This is a genomic window from Streptomyces sp. NPDC056883, from assembly GCF_042788835.1.
GTDB classification, from domain to species: Bacteria; Actinomycetota; Actinomycetes; order Streptomycetales; family Streptomycetaceae; genus Streptomyces; species Streptomyces stoeckheimensis.
In genome coordinates this window covers 151,767-176,918 of record NZ_JBHUBS010000004.1, presented here as the reverse complement: position 1 = coordinate 176,918, position 25,152 = coordinate 151,767, and the positions used below count along the sequence as shown (strand labels likewise).

The window sequence follows — 25,152 nt, the reverse complement described above, 5'->3', positions numbered from 1 at the left end:
TACTCTCGTTCGTATCTCCCCCTCTTCCCGCGCCCACCCCCCCCCCCCCCCCCACTGCCGTATCTGCGGCGCGAACCTAGCAGCCGAGCAGACGGCTGCCGAGGTAGGTCTGGATCTGGTCCAGGGAGACGCGCTCCTGCTTCATGGTGTCGCGCTCGCGCACGGTCACCGCGTTGTCGTCCAGGGTGTCGAAGTCGACGGTGACGCAGAACGGAGTACCGATCTCGTCCTGGCGACGGTAGCGGCGGCCGATGGCGCCCGCGTCGTCGAACTCGATGTTCCAGAACTTGCGCAGGTCGGCGGCGAGGCCCTTGGCCTTCGGCGACAGCTGCGCGTTGCGGGACAGCGGCAGGACGGCGACCTTGACCGGGGCCAGGCGCGGGTCGAGGCGCATCACGGTGCGCTTCTCCATGACGCCCTTGGCGTTGGGGGCCTCGTCCTCGTTGTACGCGTCGAGCATGAAGGCGAGCATGGCGCGGTTGACGCCGGCCGCCGGCTCGATGACGTACGGGGTGTACTTCTCCTTGGTCTCCTGGTCGAAGTACACGAGCTCCGAGCCGGAGGCGGCGGAGTGGGCCTTGAGGTCGAAGTCGGTGCGGTTGGCCACGCCTTCGAGCTCGGAGAACTCATTGCCACCGAAGTTGAAGCGGTACTCGATGTCGGCGGTGCGCTTCGAGTAGTGGGACAGCTTCTCCTTCGGGTGGTCGTACCAGCGGATGTTCTCCTCGCGGATGCCGAGGTCGCGGTACCAGTTCCACCGCTCCTGCATCCAGTACTCCTGCCACTGCTCGTCCTCGCCCGGCTTGACGAAGAATTCCATCTCCATCTGCTCGAACTCGCGGGTGCGGAAGATGAAGTTGCCGGGGGTGATCTCGTTGCGGAAGGACTTGCCCATCTGCGCGATGCCGAACGGGGGCTTCTTGCGCGAGGTGGTCATCACGTGGGCGAAGTTGGTGAAGATGCCCTGGGCCGTCTCGGGGCGCAGGTACGCCTTGGAGCCGGTGTCCTGGGTCGGGCCGAGGTGGGTCTCCAGCATGCCGGAGAACTGCTTGGGCTCGGTGAACTGGCCCTTCACGCCGCAGTTGGGGCAGTTGATGTCGGCGAGACCGTTGGCGGGCACGCGGCCGTGCTTGGCCTCGTACGCCTCTTCCAGGTGGTCGGCGCGGTGGCGCTTGTGACAGGAGGTGCACTCGGTCAGCGGGTCCGAGAAGGTGCCGACGTGACCGGAGGCCACCCAGACCTCGGGGGCCAGGATCACGGACGAGTCGAGGCCGACGATGTCCTCACGCCCGGTGACCATCGCCTTCCACCACTGGCGCTTGATGTTCTCCTTGAGCTCGACACCGAGCGGACCGTAATCCCAGGCAGCCCGAGAGCCGCCGTAGATGTCACTGCACGGGAAAACGAAGCCACGGCGCTTGCTCAGGCTGACGATGGTTTCGATCTTGTCGGCGGCCACGGTGCTCTCTTCATTTACGAGGACGAACGGCGAAGCCTCAAGGTTACCGGCGCCCGCACCCCCCCTTTCAAATCGGGACCCCCCTCCTCAGGCCCTCCGCACCCCTCCCACCAGGGTTTTTGACAATCGTTTCCATCTTTGATGAAAATGGATGTCATGAACGTACGACGACGCCTCATACCGACCGCCGCCCTCGCCGGAGCCGTGGCCCTCGCCGCCACGGCCCTCACCGCCTGCTCGGGCACGGCCGGAGCCGCCGGGTCCAAGGACGGCAAGCTCGACGTGATGGCGTCGTTCTATCCGATGCAGTTCCTCGCCGAGCAGATCGGCAAGGACCACGTGAAGGTCGACACCCTCACCAAGCCGGGCGTCGAGCCGCACGACCTGGAGATCACCCCGAAGCAGACCGCGCAGCTCGGCGAGGCCGATGTCGTCCTCTACCTCAAGACGCTGCAGCCCGCCGTCGACAAGGCCGTCGCCCAGTCCGGCGTGAAGAACATCGTCGACGCCGCCACCCTCACCAAGCTGGAGGTGCACGGCACCTCCGGCCACGACGACCACGCGGCCGGGGAAGGCCAGCCCGCCGAGGGTGCCGCCGACGGCCACGACCACAGCCACGGCGAAGCCGGCGAGGACCCGCACGTCTGGCTCGACCCGGTCAAGTACGCGGAGATCGCCAAGGGCGTAGGCGCGGCCCTGGAGAAGTCCGACCCCGACCACGCGGCGGACTACAAGAAGAACACCGACGAGCTCGTCGCCAAACTGGGCGCGCTCGACACCGAGTTCAAGGACGGCCTGAAGAACACGGCCTCCAAGACCTTCATCACCACCCACTCCGCCTTCGGCTACCTCGCCGAGCGCTACGGCCTCGACCAGGAGGGCATCTCCGGCGTCGACCCCGAGTCCGAGCCCAGCCCGGCCCGGATGAAGGAGCTGCAGGCCCTCTCGAAGCAGGACAATGTGTCGACGGTGTTCTTCGAGACCCTGGCCAGCGACAAGACGGCCAAGACCCTCGCGGCGGACACCGGCCTGAAGACCGACGTCCTGGATCCCCTGGAGGGAATCACGGACAAGTCCCAGGGCGCTGACTACTTCGAGGTCATGCGGGCCAACCTGAAGAACCTGCAGAAGGCACTCGGCACCAAGTAATGGCAACAGCAGTAGCGGCATCGGAGGCGCGAGCCATGGAGTCCAAGCCCGGCCAGGCCCTGGACCAGCCCGTCATATCCCTGCGCGGGGCCACGGCCTCGCTCGGCTCGCGCCCCGTGCTGCGCGGCATCGACCTCACCGTCCGCAGCGGTGAGGTCGTCGCCCTGCTCGGCGCCAACGGCTCCGGCAAGTCCACGGCCGTCCGCGCCGTGGTCGGCCAGGTCCCGCTGAGCGACGGCGCCCTGTCCCTCTTCGGCACCGACTTCAAGCGCTTCCGCGACTGGTCGCGCATCGGGTACGTGCCCCAGCGCACCACCGCCGCCAGCGGGGTCCCCGCCACCGTCCGCGAGGTCGTCTCCGCCGGCCGGCTCGCCCGCACCCGTTTCGGGTTCCTGCGCAAGGCCGACAAGGCCGCCGTGGAGCGCGCCCTGGACCTGGTCGACATGGGCTCCCACGCCGACGCCTCGGTCAACGCCCTCTCCGGCGGCCAGCACCAGCGGGTGCTCATCGCCCGTGCGCTCGCCGGCGAACCCGAACTGCTGATCATGGACGAGCCGATGGCCGGCGTGGACCTGGCCAACCAGGAGGTCCTGGCGAACGCCCTGCGCAGCCAGGTCGCCGCCGGCACCACCGTGCTGCTGGTCCTGCACGAACTGGGCCCGCTGGAGCCGCTCATCGACCGCGCCGTCGTCCTGCGCGACGGCTGCGTCACGCACGACGGCCCGCCCCCGGAGGCCCTGGGCCAGCACGCGCTGCCCGGCCACGACCACGTACACCCCCACTCTGCGCACGACGCCGAGCCGCTCCGGACGGGACTGCTGAGCTGATGGACCTCCTCGACTACGCCTTCATGCAGCGGGCCCTCATCGCCGCCGCCCTCGTCGGCATCACGGCCCCCGCGATCGGCACGTACCTCGTGCAGCGCCGCCAGGCCGTCATGGGCGACGGCATCGGGCACGTGGCGATGACCGGTGTCGCACTCGGCTTCCTGCTCAACACGAGCCCGGTGTGGATGGCCACCCTCGTCGCGGTCATCGGCGCGGTCGGCATGGAGCTGATCCGCTCCCGCGGCAAGACCAGCGGGGACATCGCGCTGGCCATGCTCTTCTACGGCGGCCTGGCCGGCGGCGTCATGATCATCAACCTGGCTCCGGGCGGCTCGACGGCCAACCTGACCAGCTACCTGTTCGGCTCCATCACCACGGTCTCGGCCGAGGACATCACCGCGGTCGTGATCCTCGCCCTGTTCGTCGTCGCCGTCACCCTGGGCCTGCGCCGACAGCTGTTCGCGGTCTGCCAGGACGAGGAGTTCGCCCGGGTCACCGGCCTGCCGGTGCGCTTCCTGAACCTGCTGATGGCCGTCACCGCGGCCGTCACCGTCACCGTCGCGATGCGCATCGTCGGCCTGCTGCTGGTCAGCGCCATGATGGTGATCCCGGTCGCGGCCGCCCAGCGCGTCACCCGCGGGTTCACCGCCACCCTGACGGTGGCCATGGTGATCGGCGTGCTGGTCTCGCTGTCCGGCACGGCCGCCACCTACTACATCGACGCACCCTCCGGCGGCACGATCGTGCTGCTCGCCATCGCCGTCTTCATGGTGATGACGGCGGTGTCCACCCCGCTGGCCCGGCGCCGGGCCAGGGCCGCCCGCGCCGCCGAGGAAGTCTGCACGCGGGACGACGTAAAGGTCTGAAGACCTCGGGCGGTCGGCCGCCTGGCACAATGGGCCGCAGCCGAGACGAGGAGGAACCGGTGGCGACTGCGCCTGGCGAGATGAATACCGCGCCAGTACGAGGACGATCCACCCGGCAGCGGGCCGCCGTGGCGGCCGCGCTGGACGAGGTGGACGAGTTCCGCAGTGCCCAGGAACTCCACGACATGCTCAAGCACCGTGGCGATTCCGTGGGCCTGACCACCGTCTACCGCACCCTGCAGTCCCTCGCGGACGCCGGCGAGGTCGACGTGCTGCGCACCAGTGACGGCGAGTCCGTCTACCGGCGCTGCTCCACCGGGGACCACCACCACCACCTGGTCTGCCGCAAGTGCGGCAAGGCCGTCGAGGTGGAGGGCCCGGCGGTGGAGAAGTGGGCCGAGGCCATCGCCGCGGAACACGGCTTCGTGAACGTCGCCCACACGGTGGAGATCTTCGGCACCTGCGCGGACTGCGCGGCGGCCACCGCCTAGAGCTTCCGCAGGTTCCGCTCCAGGATCGCGCGCAGCCGGTCGACGTCGGCCGGCTCCTCGGCCCCGCGCTTGGGCATCACCGCGAGACAGGTCGCGCGCGGGCCCCCGAGCAGGACGAAGAGCTCCGCGGTCTCGGCGTAGCGCGTGTAGAGCTTCCAGTCGGCGGTGTGCGACATGCTCTCGCCCGTGGTCGCGAAGCCCCGCTCGTCCACCACCGTGCGGCACAGCCCGTAGTGGGACACCACGGCGTGGAGCCGGCGCGCCATCGCACGCCGGCCCCGTACTCCGCCGAAGGCACCGGTGCCCGCGGCGAGTACCGCGCTGACCGCGACGACGGCCGGCAGCATGCCGCGGAGCAGCCCGTACGCCGCCACCAGGACCATGCTCATCAGCGGGAGCACGAGCGTCTCCGCACGGCCCGACGCCGTCCGCAGGGCCCGGACCCGGACGGCCGCCCGACTGTCGGCGAGCTCCGGCCGGTAGACGAAGACGGCCTGCTCGGTGCGCTGTTCTTGATCCCCACCCGTGTTCATGGAGCAGGAGCCTAGACCAGGCTCAGGCGGTGGTTCCCTCGGGCTGGTTCGGGAGGGCGCCGCCGAAGCGGCGGTCGCGCTGGGCGTACTCGTAGCAGGCGGCCCACAGGTCGCGGCGGTCGAAGTCGGGCCACAAGGTGTCCTGGAACACCATCTCGGCGTACGCGCTCTGCCAGATCAGGTAGTTCGAGGTGCGCTGCTCGCCGCTCGGGCGCAGGAAGAGGTCCACGTCCGGCATGTCCGGGTAGTACATGTACTTCGCGAAGGTCTTCTCGTTGACCTTCGACGGGTCCAGCTTCCCGGCGGCGACGTCGCGGGCGATCGCCTGCGCCGCGTCCGCGATCTCGGCACGGCCGCCGTAGTTGACGCAGAAGTAGAGGGTCATCGCGTCGTTGTCGACGGTCTGCTCCTGTGCGACCTGGAGCTCCTGGACGACCGACTTCCACATCTTCGGCATGCGGCCGGTCCAGCGGATGCGGATGCCCAGCTCGTTCATCTCGTCGCGGCGGCGCCGGATGACGTCGCGGTTGAAGTTCATGAGGAAGCGCACCTCGTCGGGCGAGCGCTTCCAGTTCTCCGTCGAGAAGGCGTACAGGGAGAGGTTCTTGACGCCCATCTCCAGGCAGCCCTTGAGCACGTCGAGTACGACACCCTCGCCCACCTTGTGGCCCTCGGTGCGCGGCAGCCCGCGCTCCTTGGCCCAGCGGCCGTTGCCGTCCATGACGATCGCAACGTGGTTGGGGATGAGGTCACCGGGGATCTTCGGCGGACGCTCACCGGAGGGGTGCGGCTCGGGAATCTTGTACTCGCGGCGAGAGCGTCCCAGAATCCCGCGTCGTGCCATGTGCCCAGCTCCTATTTCTCTACGTATCGAAGGGAGCGTAGCCCGCGCTCCAGATGCCAGTGCAAGTAGGCGGAGACCAGCCCGCTGCCCTCCCGCACGTGACGCGCCTCGCACGCGTCGGCATGGCCCCAGTCGCCCGTCAGCAGCGCGCTGAGCAGGGCGATGGCCTCCGACGAGGGTACGACGCTGCCGGGAACGCGGCAGTCGCCGCATATGACCCCGCCCGCGGCGACGGAGAAGTGCCGGTTGGGGCCGTGGAGTCCGCATTTCGCGCAGTCGTCGAAGCTGGGCGCGTAGCCGTTGACGGCGAGGGAGCGCAGCAGGAAGGCGTCGAGGATGAGGTTGGGGGCGTGTTCGCCGCGCGAGAGGGTGCGCAGGGCGCCGACGAGCAGCAGGTACTGCTGTACGGCGGGCTCGCCCTCGTGGTCGGTGAACCGCTCGGCGGTCTCCAGCATCGCGGTGCCGGCGGTGTAGCGGGCGTAGTCGGTGACGATGCCGTTGCCGTACGGGGCGATGATCTGGGTCTGCGTGCAGAGCGGCAGGCTGCGGCCGATCAGTTCGCCGCTGCGCGAGAAGAACTGCACGTCGGCGTGGGAGAAAGGTTCCAGCCCGGCGCCGAACTTGGACTTGGTGCGCCGGACGCCGCGGGCGACGGCCCGGACCCGGCCGTGGCCCCGGGTCAGGAGCGTGATGATGCGGTCCGCCTCACCCAGCTTCTGGGTGCGCAGCACGATGCCGTCGTCGCGGAACAGACTCATGGGCTCATTGTCCCGTACGCCACCGACAGGACGGACTCCCGGAACCGCCTCCCCGAACGGCAGCGACCCCCGCCGGGCACGAGGCCCGGCGGGGGACACCCCTTGGGAGGATCAGGCGGTCGGCGCCGGGGCGGGCTCGCCCTCGCCCGACTGGGCCGGGATGGCTGCCGTGGGCTCGTCGTCCGCCGCCGCGGCCGCCGCCACCGGGGCGTCGGCCTTCGGGGCCTCGGCCGGGACGTCGGCCGGGGCGTCGTGCGCACCGTCCTTGCCCAGACCGTTGAAGATCAGGTTCAGGACGATCGCGGCCGTGGCACCGAGCGTCACACCGCTGTTGAGGAGCGAGGAGAGGTCCGGGTCCATGTGGTCCTTGAAGAGGACCGGGACGGTGGCGGGGAGCAGCGCGAAGGCCAGGGAGACACCCACGACGAGGGCGTTCTTCTCCTCCTTGAGGTCGACCTTGGCCAGGGTCTGGATGCCCGCCAGGGCCACCATCGCGAACATCACGGTCGCGGCGCCGCCGAGCACTCCGTGCGGGACCGCGGCGACGATCGCGGCGGCCTTGGGGATCAGGCCGAGCAGGATCATGAAGGCGCCCGCGGCGACCACGACGAAGCGGCTCTTGACCTTGGTCATGCGGACCAGGCCGACGTTCTCGGCGAAGGCCACGTACGGGAAGGAGTTCAGGACACCGCCGAGGGCGGTCGCCGCTCCGTCGGCACGCAGGGCACGGGCCACGGTCTCGCTGTCGATGTCCTTGCCGACGATGTCACCGACGGCGTAGGTGTCACCGGTGGTCTCGACCATGGTGATCAGCATGACGATGAGCATCAGCACGATCGGGAACCACTCGAACTTCGGCGCACCGTAGTAGAACGGGGTGGTGATGCCGATCCAGTCCGACTTGCTCACGTCGCCGAACTTGGCGTCGCCGAGCAGGAAGGCGACGGCGGTGCCGCCGACGAGGCCGAGCAGGATGGAGATGCTGTTGAGGAACGGCTTGCCGAGCTTCATCAGGATCAGGATGAAGAGCATCGTGCCGCCGGCGTAGGCGAAGTGCTTCGGGTCACCGAAGTCGGGGCTGCCGAGGCCGCCGGCCGCGTCGTTCAGGCCGACCGGGATCAGCACGATGCCGAGGACGGTGATGACCGTTCCGGTGACGACCGGCGGGAAGAGCCGCATGATCGTCCGGAAGGCCTTGGGGGGCAGCCAGGCGAAGGCGAAGGTGGCGATACCGGCCGTGATGACCGCGCCGTAGATGACGAGCAGACCCGCCGTCCCGCCGCCCGCTCCGAGACCGATGGCGATCATCGGGGACACGGCGGTGAAGGTGACGCCCTGGATCAGGGGCAGCCGTGCACCGATCCTGCCGATGCCCCACGCCTGGATGATCGAGGCGATACCGCAGGTGAAGAGGTCGGCATTGATCAGGTAGACCAGCTGCTCGGTGGTGAGCCCGAGGGCGCCGCCGACGATGATCGGAACGATCACCGCACCGGCGTAGAACGCGAGTACGTGCTGGAAGCCGTACAGCGCCAGCTTGGGGAGGGGGAGCACCTCGTCGACCGGGTGCGTGCTCTGCTTTCCGGTGGCGGAAAGCGGTGCGGCGACACGTGCCATCTCTGCCTTGCCCTTCAATGAGGTAGGTAACTGAGAGGAAGCTGAAGGAAACGGGTTGTCCCTGGCCGAAGTAGGTCGTTAACCCGTTGATCCGGCAGGGCTGTCGTTGCGTCCACGTGAATCGAAGCCCAGCGGTGTTACCGGCGGCGTCTCCTCGTGTGACCGGAATTGAACGCCTGTGGGGCCGCTCACAGATATCGTCGACTGCTACAAAATGTTGAGCAGGCGGCGTTCAGGATCTGGAGATTTCTCCAGTGGCGGAGACCCCTGGTGTCGACTATGGCCAACGCTTCGCGAAATCAGCGCTTCCGGCTGCGCGAACGCGAAGGACGTACGCGGTGACGTGCGGGTTAACACTCCGCAGGCTGTTCAGCCGCGCAAAGAAGAAGGCTCCGCTCCGTCCGTCCACCTGGCGGAAACACCCCATACGGATGGCGGGCCTCCACGGTTCACAGCACGCGGAAGGATCTCCGAATCGGGCGCGCGAGGCCCGATCGTTACCTCAGATTGTGCCGTTTTCGCCCACACCTTGAGACGGGGCCACGTCCGAAACCAACAGGGCCGCCGAAACGATCGCCTGCGCCGCCGTCGCCGCGGCGAGCACCGGATCCGTCCGGCGGTGGGCGCGGCCCAGCATGAAGGCGCCTTCCAGCAGCGCGATCACCGAAACCGCCGTCTCGTGCGCGGCTCCGATGCCGTGGCCGGCGTAGTACGCGGCCAGCGCGTCGGTCCAGGAAGCGAAGATCTCGGAGGTGGCCCGGCGCAGCCCCTCGTGGGTGCTCGCCACCTCCAGCGCGACCGTGGCGACGGGGCAGGGATCGGCGAAGTCCAGCTCCTCCAGCGTCGCGGCCGCACCCGTGAAGGCCTCCCGCGTCGCCAGGACGGGGTCGTGGGCATGGCCCGAGCCCGGCCCGAAGAGATGGCCGATCAGCTCCAGGTAGGTCGCACCGGAACTGCGCAGGACCTCCTCCCCCAGCTGGGCCTTGCCTCCCGGGAAGAAGTGGTAGGCGGACCCGTAGGGCGCCTGCGCCGTCGCCACGATCTGCTTCATGCCCGTGGCCGCGTACCCCTGGCGGCGGAAGAGCTCGGTCGCCGCGTCCAGGATGCGTGCTCTCGTATCGCCTGTCGTCGTCATCGGGGCTAGTCTCTCACTAGATCGGTCTATCTAGTGGATTCGACCAGGGGGAATCGCATGCTCACCATCGCGCTCGGCTCCGGCACCATCGAGTACACCGACACCGATGCCAATGCCGATGCCGACACCGATGCCGCGAGCACCGGCCCCGGGGCGGCCGACGGAACCGCCCGCGAGACGCTCGTCCTCGTCCCCGGCCTCGGCTTCGACGCGTCCGTCTGGCAGCCCGTCGTCGACGAACTGCGCGCCGACTTCCGCGTCCTCGTCCCGGTCCTCCCCATCGGCGGCCACCGCCTCCCCATGAACCCGGGCGCCGACCTCTCCGCCCACGGGGTCGCGGCCCTCCTCGCCGAGTTCCTCGACCGCCTCGACCTGCACGGCGTCACCCTCGTCCAGAACGACGCCGGCATCGCCCAGCTCCTCGTGGGCGTGCACGACGAGCGGATCGCACGCCTCGTCCTCGCCTCCTGCGAGGCCCTCGACAACTACCCGCCGGGCCTCCAGGGCAAGGCCCTGCACACCGCGAGCAGGATCCCCGGAGCGCTCCACCTGCTCCTGCGGTCCTTCCGCTCGCCCTTCCTCGCCGGGATGCGGACCTCCCTCGGCGGCATGGCGAAGCGGCCGATCCCGCACGATCTGGTCCTGCGCTGGTACGGCCCGCTGCTCACCGACCAGGCCATCCGCCGCGACCTCGCCGCGTTCCTGCGCAGCACCCGCAAGGACACCTACCTCCGGGCCGCCGACCGGTTGCGCTCCTTCGACCGCCCGGCCCTCGTCCTCTGGGGCGCGGAGGACCGGATGATGCCGCCGCGGACCGGTCGCCGACTGGCCGAACTGCTCCCGTACGGCCGGTACGAGGAGGTCCCGGACGCCCGGACGCTGATCCCCTTCGACAACCCCCGGGGGCTGTCCCTCGCCCTGCGCCGCTTCATCGCGGCGCATCCCGCCCCGGTGGTGCGGGGCGCCGCCTGAGGCCCGTACGCACCCCTACGGGACCTCGCGCGGTCCCGTACGGGTCCGGCCCGGGGCCCTACGGCGCCCGGACCGCCGACAGCAGCCGCGCGACCTCGTCCGCGTCGATGCGCAGCGCCGAGCCCACGGTCGCCAGCACCTCGCGCTCCGCGGGGATGTACGGGCCGTCCGCCAGGGCTACGCGGGCCCCCTGCAGCAGGATCGATTCGCGGCCCGGACCGGCCAGGTGCGGGGCCAGCGGCTCCAGGGCCTCGTGCAGTTCGATCGAGAGCGCGGCGCCGTAGCAGTCGGGGCCGTCGTAGAGCCCGAGCCGCCCCTCTTCGGCGGCCAGCCCGTCGACGAGGGACTCCAGCTGCTCCTCGGTGCAGTCCTGGAACCCGGCGGACCGTACGGCGCCCACGGCGGCCTCCAGCGCACTGCGCGAGGACGTCCCGCCGGCGGCCAGCACGGCCAGCGTCACGGTGTGCACGGCGTCGCGCAGCATCGTGGAGAAGCGGGTGGTGGTGAGGTGGTCCAGGACCTCGGTGCCGAAGCGCTCGCGGCAGCCCTGGCACTCGACGACGGGGCCCGCCTGCCCGCGGGGCAGCAGCGGCACGCCGAGGACGGTGAAACGGCGGCGCCCCGTGCGCCGACGGTAGTTGCGGTCGCCACCGCAGTCGGGACAGAAGAACTCCCCGTCCCCCACGGTGCTCCAGGTGGTGCGGATACCCCAGACCGTCAGCTTCCGGCCGTCCCCACCCCGAACTGGCAGCACGTCGCACCTCCGTAACCTTCCGGCAACATCGCCGGGTTGGCGTGATGTTAGCCACATCGGTGAGGATGCGTCAGTCGTGTGACAAGACAACATCGCCCGGCCGCCGTACTTGGCCGATCTGCGCCCCTGCCCCCGTCCGGCCCCGCACCCGGCCCCACCTGCGCGCCCGTCGTCCACGGCCGCCCCCGGCTTCCCTACGCTCGGCCGCATGAACGAGAAGTCCTGTCTGGTGACCGGCGCCGCGAGCGGCATCGGCCGGGCCACGGCCCTGCTGCTGGCCCGCTCCGGGGCCCGGGTGACCGCGTCCGACATCAACGGCCCCGGCCTGGAGGCCCTGCGCGCACGGCTGGCCGGTGAGGGGCACGAGGTCACCGTGGTGACGGGTGACGTGTCCGATCCCGGGGCCAACCGCGCGATGGTGGAGGCCGCGGTCGGCGCGTACGGGCGGCTCGACGTCGCCGTGGCGAACGCCGGAGTGCTCCCTCTTTCGGATGTACGGGAGACCAGCCCCGAGGACTGGGACCGCGTCATGGCGATCGACGGCCGGGGCATGTTCCTGACCTGCAAGTACGCCATCGAGGCCATGACCGCGCAGCCGACGCCCGGCGGGGCGCTGGTCTGCGTGTCCTCGATCTCGGGGGTGGCCGGCCAGGCCCGGCAGGCCGCGTACGGCCCGGCGAAGTTCGTGGCCTCGGGGCTGACCAAGCACCTGGCGGTGGAGTGGGCGGCGCGGGGGATCCGGGTCAACGCGGTGGCCCCCGGGACCATCCGTACGGAGCGGGTGCTGGCGCTGACGGACGAGCCGGGCGGGCCGGAGTACCTCGAGGAGATCGCTGCGGCGCACCCGATGGGCCGGCTCGGTGAACCGGAGGAGGTCGCCCGCGCCATCGCCTTCCTCGCCTCCGACGCGGCCTCGTTCGTGACGGGCGTCGTCCTGCCGGTGGACGGCGGCTACCTGGCCCGCTGAAGCCCCCGGGAACGGCGGAACCCCGCCCCTCCCGGAGGGGAGGAGCGGGGTTCCCTCGCGTACGGTCAGCGGCCCGCGCGGTTGACGGCGGAGATGACCGCCTTCAGGGAGGCTCGGGTGGTGTTCGCGTCGATGCCGATGCCCCACAGGACCCGGCCGTCGATCGCGCACTCGATGTACGAGGCGGCGACGGCGGAGGCGCCCTCGCTCATCGTGTGCTCGGTGTAGTCCAGCAGGCGGGCGTCGATGCCGATGGCCGCCAGCGCGTCGAAGAAGGCCGAGATCGGACCGTTGCCGGTGCCGTTCAGCACGGAATCGACACCGTCCACGACCGCCTCGACGGTCAGCGTGTCGGTGCCGTCCTTGTCGGTGGCGGTCGAGCCGGAGCGCAGCTGGATGCGGCCCCACGGGTTTTCCGGGTTGGGCAGGTACTCGTCCTGGAAGACGTCCCAGATCGCCTTCGGGGTGACCTCGCCGCCCTCGGAGTCGGTCTTGGCCTGGATGATCCGCGAGAACTCGATCTGCATGCGGCGCGGCAGGTCCAGCTTGTGGTCGTTCTTCAGGACGTACGCGATGCCGCCCTTGCCGGACTGAGAGTTGACCCGGATGACCGCCTCGTAGGAGCGGCCGACGTCCTTCGGGTCGATGGGCAGGTACGGGACCGCCCACTCGATGTCGTCGACGGTCTTGCCCTGGGCGGCCGCGTCGGCCTCCATGGCGTCGAAGCCCTTCTTGATGGCGTCCTGGTGGGAGCCGGAGAAGGCGGTGTAGACGAGGTCGCCCGCGTAGGGGTGGCGCGGGTGGACTTCCATCTGGTTGCAGTACTCGCTGGTGCGACGGATCTCGTCGATCTGCGAGAAGTCGATCTGCGGGTCGATGCCCTGCGAGAACAGGTTCATGCCCAGCGTGATCAGGTCGACGTTGCCGGTGCGCTCGCCCTGCCCGAACAGGCAGCCCTCGATGCGGTCGGCGCCGGCCATCAGGGCCAGCTCGGCGGCCGCCACGGCGGTGCCGCGGTCGTTGTGCGGGTGCACGGAGATGCAGATGTGCTCGCGGCGGGTCAGGTTGCGGGCCATCCACTCGAAGCGGTCCGCGTGGGTGGAGGGCGTCGAGCGCTCCACGGTGGCGGGCAGGTTCAGGATGATCTCGCGGCCCTCGGACGGCTGCCACACGTCGCAGACGGCCTCGCAGACCTCCAGGGCGAAGTCCAGCTCGGTGTCGGTGAAGATCTCCGGGCTGTACTGGTAGCCGAAGACGGTGTCGGCGCCCAGCAGCTTGTCGGCGTACTCCATGACCAGGCGGGTGCCGTCGACGGCGATCTGCTTGATCTGCTCCTTGGAGCCGCGGAAGACGACCCGGCGGAAGGTGGGCGCGGTCGCGTTGTACAGGTGCACGGTGGCGCGCTTGGCGCCGACCAGCGACTCCACGGTCCGCTCGATCAGGTCCTCGCGGGCCTGGGTCAGTACGGAGATGGTCACGTCGTCCGGGATCGCGCCCTCTTCGATGATGGAGCGCACGAAGTTGAAGTCGGTCTCACCGGAGGACGGGAAGCCGACCTCGATCTCCTTGTAGCCCATGCGCACCAGCAGGTCGAACATCTCGCGCTTGCGGGCGGGGGTCATCGGGTCGATCAGCGACTGGTTGCCGTCGCGCAGGTCCGTGGACAGCCAGCGGGGCGCCTTGGTGACGCGGGCCTCGGGCCAGGTGCGGTCGGGGATGTCCACCTGCTCGTACGAGCCGTACTTGTGGATGGGCATCCCGGAGGGCTTCTGGGTGTGGGTCGCGTTCGTGATGGGCGTGGGGCGACCGACAAAAGTGTGCTGGCTCATGACGTAGGGCTCCTCGCGTGTCCGCGTGTAGTTCGCTGGGACGGCCGACGGACGGTCGCAAAACCGCAACACCAAACTCCGCGGGGAGGGGGTCGGCCTACGACTACAGGCCCTCGCCGCGGCAGCTAAGGAGGAGCAGCCCGAAACGCATGATGGGCCGAGCCTAACCGAGCCGCCCCGTATTGCGGGGGCTGTTTCAGTATGCAAGACCGGCAGGTCCGTTTTGCACCCTTTGTGAGCTAAGCCTCTTTACCTCTTGCCCGTCCGGCCCGATGTCCGGTTGATCCGTCAATGCACCGCGAGCACTTTCAGACGACTTGATGAATCATGGTCGCCGCTAGTGACACAGCCGTCACGCACTGCCACATTGCCGGGCATGGATGCCTTCTTCGCTCGCCGTCACCCCGTCTTCTGCACCGTGGTGCCGCCGCACCTCCTGGACAAGATCGCCCGGTCCGAGGACCCCGCCCGGGCCGCCGCCGCGCGGCGGACCCTCGAGCTGGACGCCTCCCATCGGGTCCGGCGGCTGATGGCGGTGCTCCCGCCCGCCGTGGAGACCCCTTCCGAGACCCCCGCGCGGACCATCTACGACGCACAGCACAAGACCCGGCTGCCCGGGAAGAAGGTGCGCGGCGAGGGCGAGGAGGCCGGCCAGGACGCCAGCGTCAACCGTGCCTACGCCGGGCTCGGGGCCACCTTCGAGCTCTTCCTCAAGGCCTTCGGCCGCCACTCCATCGACGACGCCGGCCTGCCGCTGGACGCCAGCGTCCACTACGACCGGCTGTACAACAACGCCTTCTGGGACGGCAGCCAGATGGTGTTCGGCGACGGGGACGGGGACCTCTTCCTCGACTTCACCGTGTCCGTGGACGTCATCGGGCACGAGCTGACCCACGGAGTCACCCAGCACACCGCCGACCTGGAGTACTACGGCCAGTCCGGCGCGCTCAACGAGTCCATGTCCGACGTCTTCGGCTCCCTCATCAAGCAGTACTCGCTGGACCAGACCGCCGAGGACGCCGACTGGCTGATCGGCGCCGGACTCCTGGGTCCCTCCGTGGACAGCGGCTTCGCCCTGCGGTCGATGAAGGCGCCCGGGACGGCGTACGAGGACGACGAGCTCGGCAAGGACCCGCAGCCCGCGACCATGGACGACTACGTCCGCACCTCCCGCGACAACGGCGGCGTGCACATCAATTCCGGCATCCCCAACCACGCCTTCTACCTCGTCGCCACCGAGCTCGGCGGCAAGGCCTGGGAGCGGGCCGGACGGATCTGGTACGACACCCTGACCGGCGGGGAGCTGGGCCCGAAGGCGGACTTCGCCCGGTTCGCCGCCCTGACGACCGCCGCGGCCGTCACCCGGTACGGCGACGGCGGCGCGGAACACCAGGCGCTGCAGAAGGCGTGGTCGACGGTCGGCCTGGGGTAGCAAGCGTGGGCCCGCGGGCGCGGGGTAGGAGGGCGGTCATGCGGATTCAGGTGGTGCGGACCGGCGGCTTCGCGGGGATCGAGCGGCGGGGCGAGGTGGACACCTCGGGCCTGCCCGACGAGGCCGAGTGGCAGGCGCTGGCACGGCTGGCCCTGCAGCCCGGCCTGCCGCGCGATCCGGCGGACCGGATCCGGGACGGTTTCTCGTACCGGATCACGGTGGACGGGCGGACGGTGCTCTGCCAGGACCCGAACCTCTCGGACGCACAGCGCGCGCTGATCTCGCGCGTCCTCAAAGAAGGTGCCTGACCGGGGACCAGTTGCTTGGATGGCCGGATGATCACGTCTTCCGACATGCTGCCCGCGCTCGAGCGCTACTACGACACGGCGCCCCGGGCGGGCGGGGCGCGGGCCGAGGACTTCGGCCCGCTGACCCTGTTCGTCCAGGAGAGCGACGGCTGGCCGTACTACGCGCGGCCCGCGCTCGGCGCCGCCTCGGCCGATGGCGTCTCCGTGGCCGACGTGGAACGGGTGCTGGCCCGGCAGCGGGAGCTGAAGGTCCCCGAGGCCCTCGAGTGGGTGGCCGAAACCACCCCCTCCCTGCGGGCCGCCGCGGAGGCCGCAGGGCTGAGCGTGCACGCGCATCCGCTGATGGTCCTCGACCCCGCGGCCGTACGGCTCCCCGCGCATCCCGACGTACGCGTACTCGGCGCGGCCGACCCGCTGCTGCGCCCGGCCGTGACGGTGCCGATGCTGGCCTTCGCCGCTCCCGGTACGGCGGTGGGCGAGGCGGGCCCGGCGGAGCTCGCGGTGGCGGCGCAGGACCCGGCCTCCGAAGGCCGCCGGATCCGGGTGGCGGAGATGATCGAGTCGGGCCGTACCGCCCTGGCGGCGGCCGTGCGCGACGGCGTGGTCCTGTGCTCCGGCCAGTACGTCCCGGTCGGCGACGTCGCCGAGGTGGTCGGTGTCGGCACCCTCCCCTCGGCCCGCCGCCAGGGCCTGGCCCTCGCGGTGACGGCGGCCCTGGTCGCCGACGCCCTGGCCCGCGGAGCCCGCACGGTCTTCCTCTCGGCGGGCGACGAGGACGTGGCCCGCCTCTACGCCCGCCTCGGCTTCCGCTCCGTGGGCACGGCCCTGATCGCCGACCGGCCGCTGTGAGCCGGCGCGTGCGCCGACGGGCCGGGGGCTGACGGCCGGGGGCTGACCGGCCGGAGGCGGCCCGCGCAATTCTGGCCCCGCTTTTTTGCGGGAACGGCAAGGACGCTTGGCCGTCGCGGAAGTCCGGACGGAGCATCGGAGGCACGGGCACCCGTACCTACCCGTACCCGTACCGAACGGAAAGAGGCCGCCATGGCGCACGCGCACGACCAGCACTCCCCCGGGACCGACTTCGCCGGCGAGGAGTTCTGGGACTCCCGCTACCGCGAGAGCGAGCAGATCTGGAGCGGGGACGCCAACGCCGTGCTGGCCCGGGAGGCCGCCCCGCTCGCTCCCGGCCGGGCCCTGGACCTGGGCTGCGGAGAGGGCGGCGACGCCGTGTGGCTCGCGCGGCAGGGCTGGTACGTCACCGGCACGGACATCTCCGGGGTCGCCCTGGAGCGGGCGGCGGTCCACGCCGCCGAGGCCGGTGTCGGGGACCGCACCGCGTGGGAGCGGCACGACCTCGCCAAGTCCTTCCCGGCCGGGGAGTACGACTTGGTCTCCGCCTGCTTCCTGCACACCTTCGGGGAATTCCCGCGGGAGCGGGTCCTGCGCCGGGCCGCCGCGGCCGTGGCCCCCGGCGGGACCCTGCTCGTCGTCGGACACGCCGGCTGGGCGTCCTGGCAGGAGGACCGCCCGGAGGTGGACTTCCCGACCCCGGACGAGGTCCTCGCCCAGCTGGAACTGGAGGCCGGCGCCTGGGAGGTCCTGCTGGCGGAGGAACACGTACGGGTCCAGAACCAGCCTGACGGCCGGCCCGGGACCCGTACGGACAATGCGCTGAAGGTGCGGCGGCTCGCTTCTTGACGCGCCGCCCACTCCGGACGGGCTAGAAGCCCAGCTTGCGGAGCTGCTTGGGGTCGCGCTGCCAGTCCTTGGCGACCTTCACGTGCAGGTCGAGGAAGACGGGCGTGCCGAGCAGCGCCTCGATGTGCTTGCGCGACTTCATCCCGACCTCCTTCAGGCGGGCGCCCTTCGGGCCGATGATGATGCCCTTCTGGCTCGGCCGCTCGATGTAGAGGTTGGCGTGGATGTCCAGCAGCGGGCGGTCCGCCGGGCGGTTCTCCCGGGGGATCATCTCCTCGACGACCACGGCGATGGAGTGCGGGAGCTCGTCCCGTACGCCTTCCAGCGCGGCCTCGCGGATCAGCTCCGCGACCATCACCATCTCGGGCTCGTCGGTGAGGTCGCCCTCCGGGTAGAGCGGCGGGCTCTCGGGCAGCATGGGGGCGATCAGGTCCGCCACCAGCTTGACCTGGCTGTCGCCGACCGCCGAGACGGGGACGATCTCGGCCCACTCGAAGCCGAGCTCCTCGGCCAGCTGGTGCACCGCGATGAGCTGCTCGCCCACCACCTTGGACTCGACGAGGTCGGTCTTGGTGATGATGGCGATCTTGGGGGTCTTCTTGATCCCCGCGAGCTCCTTGACGATGAACTTGTCACCGGGGCCGAGCTTCTGGTCCGCGGGCAGGCAGAAGCCGATCACGTCGACCTCGGACCAGGTCGCGCGCACCACGTCGTTCAGCCGCTCGCCGAGCAGCGTGCGCGGCTTGTGGAGGCCGGGCGTGTCGACCAGGACGAGCTGGGCGTCGGGGCGGTGCACGATGCCGCGGACGGTGTGGCGGGTGGTCTGCGGCCTGTTGGAGGTGATCGCGACCTTGGTACCCACGAGCGCGTTGGTCAGGGTCGACTTCCCCGCGTTGGGACGGCCGACGAAGCATGCGAAGCCCGCACGGTGCGGGCTGGTGGTCTCGGGGGAACGATCGCTCATACGGGCCATTCTCCCCGATGCGGCTCCCAGCGCCGACCAGGCCGCCGCCACGAGGGCGAGACCGGCCGCGAGCAGGCCGTTCAGGGCGGGGTGCGCGGCGTGTTTGGCGGTGGCCCGGGCGGCCGCCCCGTCGGCCCGCGCCACCACCGCGACCTCGGCCCATTCCAGGGCGGGCGCGTCCGCCCAGGGCGCGGTGAGCCGGACCCGCTGGCCGGGCAGCAGCTCTGCGGGCAGGCCGGTGAGGGGGCGGGAGACCAGGCCCCGGCCGAGGGCCCCGGAGGCGGTCAGGGTGGCGCGGGGGCGCAGGGTGACGTTGCCGAGGTTGTGGAGCGTGTACGAGATCTCCGCGCCGGCCGCGCCGCGGCGGGCGGTGCGGAGCTCCTCGACGGCCAGGGCGGGGGCGGTCGGACCGGTGACCCGGAGGTAGACGCGGGCGGCGACGGCCTGCTGGATCCCTATCCCCTGTCCGGCGGTGTCGGCGGGCCGGTCCTCCAGAGCGACGAGGGCTCCGGGATGGTCCCCGGGTTCGGCCCGGTCGGGGACGGTGAGGGTGAAGGCGACGTCGACCGCCGTCTTCGCCGGGACGGTGATCCGCTCCCGCGCCGGCACCGTCCAGGCGCCGGTGGCCGTGCGCGGCTCCTCGGGCCCGCGCAGGGCGAAGCCGCCGTCGCGGGCGGTGTTGTAGGCGTCGGCGGCGTAGAGGCGGAAGGTGCGGGGGCGGTCGGTGCGGTTGGCGATGGTGACGGAGTCGGTGACGGCCTGGCCGGGGGCGGCGGCGAGGTAGAAGTACGGGCGCTGCCCGAGGGTGTTGGCGGAGGGCAGCACGGACCACTGTCCGTTGTCCGCGGCGACGGCCGTCCCGGCCCCGCCGAGCAGAAGGATGCCGAGCCCGATGAGCAGGGCGGCGGCCGTAGACCCGGCCAGGCGGTGGCATGCCCGGGCAGCCGGGCCCTGGGCCGCTACCGCGCCCGCGGGGCGGCGCGCACCCGCGGGGCGGCTCCGGGGGGTTCCTCTCCCCGCCCCGCCCTTCCACCGTTCCCCGGGCTCCGCCCGGACCCGCGCCTCAAACGCCGGCGAGGCTGGATAGGGCCGGCGAAGATCCAGCCCCTCCGGCGTTTGAGGAGCGGGGGTCCGGGGGCTGGCCCCCGGCGACGGCGCCGCGCGCGGGATCGGGTCCGGGGGCGAGGCTGGATAGGGGCGGCGAAGATCCAGCCCCTCCGGCGTTTGAGGAGCGGGGGTCCGGGGGCTGGCCCCCGGCAGCGGCGCCGCACCCGACAACGGGTCCGGGGCGGAGCCCCGGGGAACGGGGGAAGGGCGGGTAGGGGACTTCGGCCCGCGCAGCGGGGCAGGGGGCCCGCCGGGCCGGGTCACGACAGGGTCAGGGTCAGCACCGCCGTGTAGGCGCCCGGCGGGGTGTACGGGGGCACCTGGAGGGTGACGGCCGCGTCGACGGTGAAGGTGCCGCCGACGAGGGCGGCGTCCCCGGTGGAGGCCAGGACCGCCCCGTCCGGCCCGACGGTGCCCGCACTGCCCGGGGTGCACGCGCTGGGGCTGCCGGGCGCGGCCGCGCAGGTCGGGGTCCAGCTCAGGGAGGCGCCCGGGATGCGGACCCCGCCGGAGCCGGTGAAATCGGTGACCTTGCCGATCAGGGACCACCCCGCCGGCCCGCCGCGGGCGTCCTTGACGGTGACGGTGCCGATCCGGCCAGCCGCCGCACCGCCGTCCCCGTACGGGACCGCGGCCAGGGTCACCGCGTCGCCCTCCTGGGTCATGCCGAGCTCTCCCGGCTGCACGACCGCGGTCACCGTCTGGCTGCCCGGCGGCAGCGGGGCGGCGACGATCACCGTGTACGCGGCCGGGCCGGAGCCCCGGTCCGGAGTCCAGGCGGCGCCCTCGTACGCCACGACGGCGGTGGTCGCCCGGTCCGTGACCGGCAGCTCCGCGAGGACCACGCCGAGCTCGTCCGCCTTCGCGGTGACCCGGTCGGCGGTCTGCGCCGCACCCGCCCGGCCGGCCACCGTGACCTCGGCGCCGGGGACGAAGCCGGCTCCGGTGACCTTGACCTTGGCGCCCGGACCGCCCGCGGCCGTACCGAGCGCGACGGTGCGCAGGTTGGCCGTCGGCAGCGGGCTCGCGGTGATCCGCTGCGCCACCGGCGGGCCGTCCGACGAGGGCAACAGGGACGGATCCGAGGAGGGCGACGGGGAGAGGGGCGGGGACACCGGCGGCGGCGCCGCGGAAGCGGAAGCCGAGGCAGAGGCCGAGGCAGAGGCGGTGGGCTTCGCGGACGGCCCCGGATCCTGTCCCGGCGGCAGGCTCCCGTAGGCCCCGGCGCAGACCGTGTCGAGTTCGAGCAGGTGGCCCGTGTGCAGGGTGTAGCCGCCCGGGGCCAGGGTGATCTCGCCGGGAGCGGTGACGGTGAAGGTGCCGGTCATGGTGACGGCGGGCAGTGCCCCGCCCGCCTCGACGGGGTCGTTGCGCTTGGCCCCGACGACCGTGACCTCGCCCTGCTGCACGCCCCCGAGCACGATCCGGCCGGTCGGGGTGAGGACGTCGGCGGGCAGGCCGACGGAGAGCGGGTTGACGGCGGGGGTCCGGGTCACCTGGTAGGTGACGGTGACGGTATCGCCGACGCGCGGCGTGAGGTCGTCGACGGTGATCCGGGCGGTGGTGGGACCGTCGGCCGGTGGCAGTCCGGCTTCCTGCGGAGGCAGGCAGTGCGTGGGGAACTCGACCTGCCCTGGAGGCGTCTCCCCTTCCGCGGCGGCGGGCGCGCTCAGGGCGCCCCCGGTCGCGGCGGCCAGGACCGCCATGCCGACGGCCGCCGACCACCCTCTGTGCCGCGCCGTCGTCCGCGCCGTTGTCCGCGCCTGAGTTCGCGCCGAAGTCCGCACTGACCGCCCCCTGGGATCCCGTACCCCGCCAGGGGGCCATTCACGAGCGGGCGGGGGGATAAGTCAATGCACGGACCCGGCAGCATCTGATGTCCCATCAGGAGATGGCAGGGTGGCACCCGGTGCGGTGGCGCGGAAGGTCCGCCGGTAGGCCGTCGGGCTCACGCCGAGCGCCGCCTGGACGTGTTTGCGCAGGGACTGCGCGGTCCCGAAGCCCGCCTCCCGGGCCACGTGTTCCATCGGCAGGTCGGTCTGCTCCAGCAGGGCCCGGGCCCGCTCCACGCGCTGCCCGACGATCCACTCGCCCGGGCTGAGCCCCGACTCCTCCCGGAACCTGCGCGTGAAGGTCCGTACCGACATCGCTTCCTGCCGGGCCAGGTCGGTCAGCCGCAGCGGTTCGTGCAGCCGGTCCAGTACCCAGGCGCGGGCGGCGGTGGTGGCCGACCGCTGCGGCTGCGGCACCGGGCGCTCGATGAACTGCGCCTGCCCGCCCTCGCGGTGCGGGGGTACGACGGTGCGCCGGGCCACGTCGTTGGCGACGGCCGCGCCGTGGTCGCGGCGCACGATGTGCAGGCACAGGTCGATCCCGGCGGCGACTCCGGCGGAGGTGAGCACGTCCCCGTCGTCGGTGTAGAGCACGCCCGGGTCGACCAGTACGGCCGGGAAGGTCTGCTGGAAGTGCTCGGCGGAGGACCAGTGGGTGGTGGCCCGGCGACCGTCCAGGTAACCGGCGGCGGCGAGGACGTACCCGCCCGTGCAGATGGAGACGAGCCGGGTGCCGGGCCCGATGTGCGCGAGGGCGGTGGCGAGTTCGGGGGTGAGCCGGCCCTCGTCGTGGACCGGGCCCAGCTCGTAGGAGGCGGGGACCACCACCGTGTCGGCCGTGGCCAGCAGTTCGGGACCGTGCTCGACGTGGATGTCGAAGTCGGCGTCCGTGGGCACCGGGCCGGGGGCGAGCCCGCAGGTGAGGATCTCGTACAGCGGCCTCCCGGCGGAATCCTTCGCCCGCCCGAAGATCCGGTGCGGGATCCCGAGCTCGAAGGGCAGCAGCCCGGCGAGGGCGAGGACGACGACGCGGTGGGCACGGTGCACGCGGGGCTCCATGGCCCGATCATATCGAAGCATGTCGGTCAGGCCACTGTCGTACGGGACCCCGGCGGCCGGAAACTATCGGCGTGACGCAGACAGCCCCGGGCCCCGGCCCCTCCCCCGAGCCCTCCCCCGCACCGACGCCCGCCTCCGGCCCGGCGGCCGGTACCGGCTCCACGGCCGGCGCACCCCACCGCGTCGACCACGTCGACCCCGCCGACCGCGTCGACCACGTCCTGCGCGTCCACCGCATCCACCGCGCCTGGTTCGTCGCGGCCGTCGCCTTCGTGACGATCATCGGCGCCGCCGCCTTCGCCTCGCTCCCCGGCCTGCTCATCGAGCCGCTGCACGAGGAGTTCGACTGGTCGCGGGGCACGATCGGCCTCGCCGTCTCCGTGAACCTCGCGCTGTACGGGCTCACCGCGCCGTTCGCCGCCGCGCTGATGGACCGCTTCGGCATCCGCAGGGTCGTCGCCCTCGCGCTGACCGTCATAGCCGCCGGCTCGGTGGCCACCGTGTGGATGACCAGCTCCTGGCAGCTGATCCTGTACTGGGGCGTCCTGGTCGGGCTGGGCAGCGGCTCGATGGCCCTGGCCTTCGCCGCGACGGTGACCAACCGCTGGTTCGTCGCCCGGCGCGGCCTGGTCACCGGCATCCTGACCGCCGCCGGGGCCTCCGGCCAGCTGATCTTCCTGCCGCTGCTGGCCTGGCTGGTCGAGAACCACGGCTGGCGCCCGGCCGCGGTCACCGTTTCACTGGCGGCCCTGGCCGTCGTGCCCTTCGTCTGGCTGCTGCTGCGCGACCACCCGGCGGACATCGGGACCACCCCGTACGGGGGCACGTACCAGGCCAAGCCCGCCCCCGTCCCGGGCGCCGCCCGCCGGGCCCTGGGCGTCCTGGCCAAGGCGGCCCGGACCGGCCCCTTCTGGCTGCTGGCGGGCACCTTCGCGATCTGCGGGGCCTCGACGAACGGGCTGGTGAAGACCCACTTCGTCCCGTCGGCCCACGACCACGGCATGCCGGTGACGGCGGCGGCCGGACTGCTCGCCGTGATCGGCGTGTTCGACGTGATCGGCACGGTGTTCTCCGGCTGGCTGACGGACCGCTTCGAATCGCGCCGCCTCCTCGCCGTCTACTACGCCCTGCGCGGGGTCTCGCTGCTCTTCCTCCCCATGCTGCTGGCCCCGACCGTGCACCCGCCGATGGTGTTCTTCATCGTCTTCTACGGCCTGGACTGGGTCGCGACGGTCCCGCCGACGATCGCCCTGTGCCGCGAGCACTACGGAGAGGACGGGGCCATCGTCTTCGGCTGGGTCCTGGCCTCGCACCAGATCGGTGCCGCACTGGTGGCCTTCCTCGGCGGCCTGGCCCGCGACGCCTTCGGCTCGTACGACCCCGTCTGGTACGCCTCGGGCGCCCTGTGCGCGATGGCCGCCCTGATGGCGATGATCATCCGCCGCCGCTCCCTCCCCGCCGGGGCCGTCGCGGCCTGACGGTCCACCACTGGCCACCACGGGCCACCACGGGCCACCACGGGCCGCGCTGCCAGGATGTCCCCGTGGACGACAGGGGCGGGACACCGGCGGCAGAGCAGACACAAGACGCGGAAGAGCTGGTACGAGCGGCGGAGGCCGGGGACGAGGAGACCGTCTCACGGCTGCTGGGCCGGGGCGCCGCCGTGGACGCGCGGGACGCCGAAGGGCGCACGGGGCTGGACCTCGCCGTGCGCGAGGGCCGGGACGGCGCGGTGCGCGTCCTGCTCGCCGCCGGCGCCGACCCCGAGCAGATCACGGGCCCGTACGCCGAGGAACTGCCGCTGGTCCAGGCGGCCACCAGGGGCCACACCGGCATCGTGCGGCAGTTGCTCGCCGCCGGCGCCGTTCCCGACCGCGCCAACGGGCTGCGCGCCACCGCTCTGGGCCGCGCGGGGGCCGAGGGCCACACGGAAACGGCCCGCGCCCTGCTGGAGCACGGAGCGGATCCGCACCTCCGCTGGAAGGCCCTGACCCCCGCCGAGTGGGCGGCCCGCTTCGGCCACACCGGCACGGCGGAGTTCCTGCACACCCGGGCCACCGGACGGGGCGGCCCGGCGGCGACCGCCTAGGCTCCGGCCGCGGTGGTGGACTTCAGGGTGCCGTCCGGGCCCGCCAGGAGGACCGGGGTGTCCGGGCCGCCGAGGTCACGGACCGCCGCGCGGTCGGCGTCGGAGGGGGCCTCCGCCGCGCTGACCACGGCCGCCGCCTCCAGGGACTGGGCGCCGCTGGCCACGGCCATCGCGACGGCCGTCTGGAGCGCGCTCAGCTTCAGGGAGTCCAGGGCCACGGTTCCCGCGACGTACGTACGGCCGGTCTCGTCCCGGACCGCCGCCCCCTCGGGCACGCCGTTGCGGGCCCGGGCGCTGCGCGCCAACGTGATGATCTTGATGTCTTCGGGGTCGATCCCGGTGCTGTCGGTCATAGCCCGAAGCATATGGAGCGGGGGGGGGGGGGGGGGAGGAGGACACCCGGGGGCGGGGTTTCTCTCCACCCTAGTGTTTGCCCCAAAAGCTGGGTGGGTAGAGGGGAAA

24 protein-coding genes and 1 pseudogene are annotated in these 25,152 nt (G+C 71.8%); 12 read left to right on the top strand and 13 right to left on the bottom strand.

The genetic code is table 11. From position 1 onward, the window contains the following. Positions 1-76: 76 nt before the first annotated feature. On the bottom strand, positions 77-1,459 hold the full coding sequence (locus ACFRU2_RS12655; protein WP_250754298.1) for a glycine--tRNA ligase: 1,383 nt from the start codon (positions 1,457-1,459) through the stop codon (positions 77-79). Positions 1,460-1,615: 156 nt separating this feature from the next. Between ACFRU2_RS12655 and ACFRU2_RS12650 the strand changes: the two genes are divergently transcribed. The 4 genes from ACFRU2_RS12650 to ACFRU2_RS12635 are packed head-to-tail and all read left to right on the top strand — an operon-like array spanning position 1,616 to position 4,792. Continuing rightward, a complete protein-coding gene (locus tag ACFRU2_RS12650; protein ID WP_382971190.1) occupies positions 1,616-2,608 on the top strand; it encodes a metal ABC transporter substrate-binding protein in 993 nt (330 codons plus the stop codon). A gap of 35 nt (positions 2,609-2,643) precedes the next feature. Further along, on the top strand, positions 2,644-3,435 hold the full coding sequence (locus ACFRU2_RS12645) for a metal ABC transporter ATP-binding protein (RefSeq protein ID WP_382971187.1): 792 nt from the start codon (positions 2,644-2,646) through the stop codon (positions 3,433-3,435). Continuing rightward, on the top strand, positions 3,435-4,301 hold the full coding sequence (locus ACFRU2_RS12640) for a metal ABC transporter permease (protein WP_274552012.1): 867 nt from the start codon (positions 3,435-3,437) through the stop codon (positions 4,299-4,301). Before ACFRU2_RS12645 ends, ACFRU2_RS12640 begins: the two co-directional genes overlap by 1 nt. A gap of 59 nt (positions 4,302-4,360) precedes the next feature. Beyond that, entirely contained in the window at positions 4,361-4,792 is a 432-nt protein-coding gene (locus ACFRU2_RS12635; protein ID WP_382971184.1) for a Fur family transcriptional regulator, read from the top strand. Here ACFRU2_RS12635 and ACFRU2_RS12630 read toward each other — a convergent pair. The 5 genes from ACFRU2_RS12630 to ACFRU2_RS12610 form a co-directional block, all read right to left on the bottom strand. Next, a complete protein-coding gene (locus ACFRU2_RS12630; protein ID WP_382971181.1) occupies positions 4,789-5,325 on the bottom strand; it encodes a YcxB family protein in 537 nt (178 codons plus the stop codon). The genes ACFRU2_RS12635 and ACFRU2_RS12630 overlap by 4 nt on opposite strands. 22 nt (positions 5,326-5,347) lie before the next feature. Then, a complete protein-coding gene (locus ACFRU2_RS12625; protein ID WP_382971178.1) occupies positions 5,348-6,169 on the bottom strand; it encodes an isoprenyl transferase in 822 nt (273 codons plus the stop codon). Positions 6,170-6,180: 11 nt separating this feature from the next. Beyond that, positions 6,181-6,927 carry a DNA repair protein RecO gene (gene recO / locus ACFRU2_RS12620; RefSeq protein WP_250754311.1) on the bottom strand — a complete coding sequence of 249 codons (747 nt, stop codon included), beginning with the start codon at positions 6,925-6,927 and terminating at the stop codon, positions 6,181-6,183. A gap of 111 nt (positions 6,928-7,038) precedes the next feature. Next, positions 7,039-8,544: a nucleobase:cation symporter-2 family protein gene (locus ACFRU2_RS12615; RefSeq protein ID WP_382971175.1), complete on the bottom strand. Its 1,506-nt coding sequence runs from the start codon at positions 8,542-8,544 to the stop codon at positions 7,039-7,041. Positions 8,545-9,046: 502 nt separating this feature from the next. Then, positions 9,047-9,679 carry a TetR/AcrR family transcriptional regulator gene (locus ACFRU2_RS12610; RefSeq protein ID WP_382971172.1) on the bottom strand — a complete coding sequence of 211 codons (633 nt, stop codon included), beginning with the start codon at positions 9,677-9,679 and terminating at the stop codon, positions 9,047-9,049. 57 nt (positions 9,680-9,736) lie between these two features. Here ACFRU2_RS12610 and ACFRU2_RS12605 point away from each other — a divergent pair, with 57 nt between their 5' ends. Further along, positions 9,737-10,651 carry an alpha/beta fold hydrolase gene (locus tag ACFRU2_RS12605; RefSeq protein WP_382971171.1) on the top strand — a complete coding sequence of 305 codons (915 nt, stop codon included), beginning with the start codon at positions 9,737-9,739 and terminating at the stop codon, positions 10,649-10,651. 58 nt (positions 10,652-10,709) lie between these two features. Here ACFRU2_RS12605 and ACFRU2_RS12600 read toward each other — a convergent pair whose 3' ends face one another. Next, positions 10,710-11,405, bottom strand: a complete 696-nt coding sequence (locus ACFRU2_RS12600; RefSeq protein ID WP_382971168.1) for a TerB family tellurite resistance protein — start codon at positions 11,403-11,405, stop codon at positions 10,710-10,712. Positions 11,406-11,613: 208 nt separating this feature from the next. Here ACFRU2_RS12600 and ACFRU2_RS12595 point away from each other — a divergent pair, with 208 nt between their 5' ends. Beyond that, a complete protein-coding gene (locus ACFRU2_RS12595; RefSeq protein WP_382971166.1) occupies positions 11,614-12,372 on the top strand; it encodes an SDR family NAD(P)-dependent oxidoreductase in 759 nt (252 codons plus the stop codon). A gap of 65 nt (positions 12,373-12,437) precedes the next feature. Here ACFRU2_RS12595 and leuA read toward each other — a convergent pair whose 3' ends face one another. After that, positions 12,438-14,201, bottom strand: a complete 1,764-nt coding sequence (leuA, locus tag ACFRU2_RS12590) for a 2-isopropylmalate synthase (RefSeq protein ID WP_382971163.1) — start codon at positions 14,199-14,201, stop codon at positions 12,438-12,440. Positions 14,202-14,577: 376 nt separating this feature from the next. Here leuA and ACFRU2_RS12585 point away from each other — a divergent pair, with 376 nt between their 5' ends. The 4 genes from ACFRU2_RS12585 to ACFRU2_RS12570 all read left to right on the top strand — a co-directional run bounded on the left by ACFRU2_RS12585 (position 14,578) and on the right by ACFRU2_RS12570 (position 17,639). Continuing rightward, positions 14,578-15,633 (top strand): M4 family metallopeptidase, encoded by a 1,056-nt coding sequence (locus tag ACFRU2_RS12585; protein ID WP_382971161.1) that lies wholly within the window; start codon positions 14,578-14,580, stop codon positions 15,631-15,633. 38 nt (positions 15,634-15,671) lie between these two features. Then, the gene (locus ACFRU2_RS12580) at positions 15,672-15,941 is read left to right on the top strand and encodes a protealysin inhibitor emfourin (protein WP_382971158.1); all 270 of its coding nucleotides are present in this window, start codon (positions 15,672-15,674) and stop codon (positions 15,939-15,941) included. A 27-nt stretch (positions 15,942-15,968) separates the two neighbouring features. After that, positions 15,969-16,790 carry a GNAT family N-acetyltransferase gene (locus ACFRU2_RS12575; RefSeq protein WP_382971156.1) on the top strand — a complete coding sequence of 274 codons (822 nt, stop codon included), beginning with the start codon at positions 15,969-15,971 and terminating at the stop codon, positions 16,788-16,790. A gap of 192 nt (positions 16,791-16,982) precedes the next feature. Beyond that, positions 16,983-17,639 carry an SAM-dependent methyltransferase gene (locus ACFRU2_RS12570; protein ID WP_382971154.1) on the top strand — a complete coding sequence of 219 codons (657 nt, stop codon included), beginning with the start codon at positions 16,983-16,985 and terminating at the stop codon, positions 17,637-17,639. Between the two features lie 22 nt (positions 17,640-17,661). On the opposite strand, the gene era is transcribed toward ACFRU2_RS12570, so the two are convergent. The 4 genes and pseudogenes from era to ACFRU2_RS12550 form a co-directional block, all read right to left on the bottom strand. Further along, positions 17,662-18,612 (bottom strand): GTPase Era, encoded by a 951-nt coding sequence (gene era, locus ACFRU2_RS12565; protein WP_382971886.1) that lies wholly within the window; start codon positions 18,610-18,612, stop codon positions 17,662-17,664. Between the two features lie 504 nt (positions 18,613-19,116). Continuing rightward, positions 19,117-19,428, bottom strand: a pseudogene (locus ACFRU2_RS12560) (WxL protein peptidoglycan domain-containing protein); the annotation flags it as partial. 542 nt (positions 19,429-19,970) lie between these two features. Continuing rightward, positions 19,971-21,416: a beta-xylosidase gene (locus tag ACFRU2_RS12555; protein ID WP_382971152.1), complete on the bottom strand. Its 1,446-nt coding sequence runs from the start codon at positions 21,414-21,416 to the stop codon at positions 19,971-19,973. Between the two features lie 144 nt (positions 21,417-21,560). Beyond that, on the bottom strand, positions 21,561-22,601 hold the full coding sequence (locus ACFRU2_RS12550; protein ID WP_382971149.1) for a GlxA family transcriptional regulator: 1,041 nt from the start codon (positions 22,599-22,601) through the stop codon (positions 21,561-21,563). A gap of 221 nt (positions 22,602-22,822) precedes the next feature. Between ACFRU2_RS12550 and ACFRU2_RS12545 the strand changes: the two genes are divergently transcribed. Next, the gene (locus ACFRU2_RS12545; RefSeq protein WP_382971884.1) at positions 22,823-24,079 is read left to right on the top strand and encodes an MFS transporter; all 1,257 of its coding nucleotides are present in this window, start codon (positions 22,823-22,825) and stop codon (positions 24,077-24,079) included. 65 nt (positions 24,080-24,144) lie between these two features. Beyond that, positions 24,145-24,690, top strand: a complete 546-nt coding sequence (locus ACFRU2_RS12540) for an ankyrin repeat domain-containing protein (RefSeq protein WP_382971146.1) — start codon at positions 24,145-24,147, stop codon at positions 24,688-24,690. Here the strand turns inward: ACFRU2_RS12540 and ACFRU2_RS12535 are convergent. After that, on the bottom strand, positions 24,687-25,043 hold the full coding sequence (locus ACFRU2_RS12535; RefSeq protein WP_382971143.1) for a cytidine deaminase: 357 nt from the start codon (positions 25,041-25,043) through the stop codon (positions 24,687-24,689). The genes ACFRU2_RS12540 and ACFRU2_RS12535 overlap by 4 nt on opposite strands. Positions 25,044-25,152: the final 109 nt, after the last annotated feature.

Bases quoted from the DNA above. Each gene is read 5' to 3' on its own strand.
- ACFRU2_RS12650 (WP_382971190.1), top strand. From the start codon at position 1,616: ATGAACGTACGACGACGCCTCATACCGACCGCCGCCCTCGCCGGAGCC.
- ACFRU2_RS12645 (WP_382971187.1), top strand. From the start codon at position 2,644: ATGGAGTCCAAGCCCGGCCAGGCCCTGGACCAGCCCGTCATATCCCTG.
- ACFRU2_RS12640 (WP_274552012.1), top strand. From the start codon at position 3,435: ATGGACCTCCTCGACTACGCCTTCATGCAGCGGGCCCTCATCGCCGCC.
- ACFRU2_RS12630 (WP_382971181.1), bottom strand. From the start codon at position 5,325: ATGAACACGGGTGGGGATCAAGAACAGCGCACCGAGCAGGCCGTCTTC.
- ACFRU2_RS12625 (WP_382971178.1), bottom strand. From the start codon at position 6,169: ATGGCACGACGCGGGATTCTGGGACGCTCTCGCCGCGAGTACAAGATT.
- recO (WP_250754311.1), bottom strand. From the start codon at position 6,927: ATGAGTCTGTTCCGCGACGACGGCATCGTGCTGCGCACCCAGAAGCTG.
- ACFRU2_RS12615 (WP_382971175.1), bottom strand. From the start codon at position 8,544: ATGGCACGTGTCGCCGCACCGCTTTCCGCCACCGGAAAGCAGAGCACG.
- ACFRU2_RS12610 (WP_382971172.1), bottom strand. From the start codon at position 9,679: ATGACGACGACAGGCGATACGAGAGCACGCATCCTGGACGCGGCGACC.
- ACFRU2_RS12605 (WP_382971171.1), top strand. From the start codon at position 9,737: ATGCTCACCATCGCGCTCGGCTCCGGCACCATCGAGTACACCGACACC.
- ACFRU2_RS12595 (WP_382971166.1), top strand. From the start codon at position 11,614: ATGAACGAGAAGTCCTGTCTGGTGACCGGCGCCGCGAGCGGCATCGGC.
- leuA (WP_382971163.1), bottom strand. From the start codon at position 14,201: ATGAGCCAGCACACTTTTGTCGGTCGCCCCACGCCCATCACGAACGCG.
- ACFRU2_RS12585 (WP_382971161.1), top strand. From the start codon at position 14,578: ATGGATGCCTTCTTCGCTCGCCGTCACCCCGTCTTCTGCACCGTGGTG.
- ACFRU2_RS12580 (WP_382971158.1), top strand. From the start codon at position 15,672: ATGCGGATTCAGGTGGTGCGGACCGGCGGCTTCGCGGGGATCGAGCGG.
- ACFRU2_RS12575 (WP_382971156.1), top strand. From the start codon at position 15,969: ATGATCACGTCTTCCGACATGCTGCCCGCGCTCGAGCGCTACTACGAC.
- ACFRU2_RS12570 (WP_382971154.1), top strand. From the start codon at position 16,983: ATGGCGCACGCGCACGACCAGCACTCCCCCGGGACCGACTTCGCCGGC.
- era (WP_382971886.1), bottom strand. From the start codon at position 18,612: ATGGCCCGTATGAGCGATCGTTCCCCCGAGACCACCAGCCCGCACCGT.
- ACFRU2_RS12555 (WP_382971152.1), bottom strand. From the start codon at position 21,416: ATGGCGGTCCTGGCCGCCGCGACCGGGGGCGCCCTGAGCGCGCCCGCC.
- ACFRU2_RS12550 (WP_382971149.1), bottom strand. From the start codon at position 22,601: ATGGAGCCCCGCGTGCACCGTGCCCACCGCGTCGTCGTCCTCGCCCTC.
- ACFRU2_RS12535 (WP_382971143.1), bottom strand. From the start codon at position 25,043: ATGACCGACAGCACCGGGATCGACCCCGAAGACATCAAGATCATCACG.